This is a genomic window from Bradyrhizobium sp. JYMT SZCCT0428, from assembly GCF_018131075.1.
GTDB lineage: Bacteria > Pseudomonadota > Alphaproteobacteria > Rhizobiales > Xanthobacteraceae > Bradyrhizobium.
Map to the genome: position 1 here is coordinate 1 of NZ_JAFCLS010000153.1, position 2,157 is coordinate 2,157.

Here is a 2,157-nt window from a genome sequence, read left to right on the forward strand (position 1 = left end):
CATATCGCTGATGCGTTGGCCGTGGGAGATGATTTCCCCGGTGGGAGGCAGCTCGCCATCAGATTTGGCCATCGAACAGTCCTTGCCGTTCCGCTACTCCGCGAGGGTCGCGCGCTCGGCACGATCCTAGTCCGTAGAACTGAGGTGAGCCCGTTCGAGGACAGGCACATCGATCTGCTGAAGACCTTCGCGGATCAGGCTGCGATAGCAATCGAGAATACACGCCTGCTCAACGAACTGCGCCAGCGCACCCGCGACCTCGGCGAATCGCTACAACAGCAGACCGCAACTGCCGATGTGCTAAAGGTGATCAGCCGCTCGACGTTTGATTTGCAAACGGTGCTGCAAACATTAGTGGAGTCTGCAGCCAAACTTTGTGATGCCGAGAAGGCCACTATTACACGGCAAAAGGATGGAGTTCTGTTTCGGGGTGAATTCTACGGATTTTCCAACGAGTTCATGGACTACGTTAGAAACGTTCCGGTTATTCCGGATCGCGGTTCGGCGACGGCGCGCGCGCTGCTGGAGGGGGTTGTCGTTCACATCCCTGACGTCCAGGCCGATCCCGATTACACCTTCAACGAAGCGCAAAAACTGGGGGATTTCCGGACCATCATCGGTGTGCCAATGCTGCGCGAGGGCAAGGCTATTGGTGTCATCGTTATGACGCGTTCCGAGGTGCGGCCGTTTACCAAAAAGCAGATCGATTTGGCTACCACTTTTGCCGACCAGGCTGCCATCGCGATAGAAAACGTTCGCTTGTTCGAAAGTGTCGAAGCCCGCACGCGAGAGCTAGCTGCTTCGCTCCATGACCTTCGCACCGCGCAGGATCGTCTAGTGCAAACCGAGAAGCTGGCTTCGCTCGGTCAGCTGACTGCCGGTATCGCGCACGAGATCAAGAATCCGCTTAATTTTGTCAATAACTTCTCGGCGCTTTCGGCGGAGCTGACCGTCGAATTGAAAGATCTGCTGAAATCTGCCGCAATCGGCGAAAAGATGCGCGAAGAAGTCGATGAATTGACCGACTTGCTGAAGGACAATCTTGAAAAGGTCGTGACGCACGGTAAGCGTGCTGACTCCATCGTCAAGAACATGCTGCTGCACTCGCGCGAAGGTTCCGGCGAACAGCGGCCTGCGGACATCAATGCGCTGCTAGAGGAGAGCCTCAACCTCGCCTATCACGGCGCGCGCGCTGAAAACCCGCAGTTCAACGTCACACTGCAACGGGACTTCGACGAGACGGCGGGTTTGATCGAGCTGTTTCCGCAGGAGATCACTCGCGCGTTCCTCAATCTGATCTCAAACGGCTTCTACTCGGTAACCAAACGCAAGACGGAGAACGGCGAAGCTGGTTTCGAGCCTGTCCTCGCTGCGGCCACCCGAAACCTCGGGGATACCGTCGAAATTTGCATTCGCGACAATGGAACCGGCATTCCGATCGAAGTGCAAGAAAAGATGTTCAATCCGTTCTTCACGACCAAACCAGCCGGTGAAGGAACCGGCCTTGGTCTCTCAATGACGCACGACATCATCGTGAAGCAACACGGGGGCAGAATTGATGTGGCGACCGAAGCTGGGCAGTTCACGGAATTTACTATCGTCCTGCCAAGGAAGAGCAATGTTTTCCGGCAGGGATCTACGTGAGACATGAGCGTTTTAGTTCTCGTGGTCGACGACGAACCAGACGTCGAGGAGCTGTTCCGCCAGCAATTTCGACGCGATCTGAGGGCGCAACGATTTATCATGGACTTCGCCGTTTCAGCGGCGGATGCGCTGTCGCGGATCGAGGGCCCCATCGACCAGACTCTGATATTGATCCTTTCGGATATCAACATGCCGGGGATGACCGGACTTGAGATGCTGCCAAAAGTCAGGGAGATGCGACCCGACGTCCCCATCATCATGATCACCGCCTATGGCGATCCCGAAACTAAACGGAAGGCGATAGAGGGCGGCGCGACCGGTTTGCTGACCAAGCCCATCGATTTCAACTTGCTACGAGCGGAAATCGATATGCGCCTAGGTCAGGCTCAGTGATCGCCAACTCTCGTCGCCACCTTGGCGATGTCGCCTATTGGCCGATTTTGTTGCAAAAGTCAGTTGAGACAGGCCGCGAAGCGTGATTCCGTTGTGATGACGCGATTCTCGGTGAGGTCG

2 protein-coding genes are annotated in these 2,157 nt (G+C 56.0%); both read left to right on the forward strand.

The window, feature by feature from the left end; genetic code table 11:
- On the forward strand, window positions 1–1,644 hold a 1,644-nt coding region (locus tag JQ575_RS44100; protein ID WP_212039396.1), incomplete at its 5' end, for a GAF domain-containing sensor histidine kinase.
- Window positions 1,645–1,647: 3 nt separating this feature from the next.
- Window positions 1,648–2,037: a response regulator gene (locus tag JQ575_RS44105; RefSeq protein ID WP_212039397.1), complete on the forward strand. Its 390-nt coding sequence runs from the start codon at window positions 1,648–1,650 to the stop codon at window positions 2,035–2,037.
- Window positions 2,038–2,157: the final 120 nt, after the last annotated feature.

What these genes read in the sequence shown, in the direction of transcription:
- JQ575_RS44105 (WP_212039397.1), top strand. Translation starts at nt 1,648, where the DNA reads ATGAGCGTTTTAGTTCTCGTGGTCGACGACGAACCAGACGTCGAGGAG.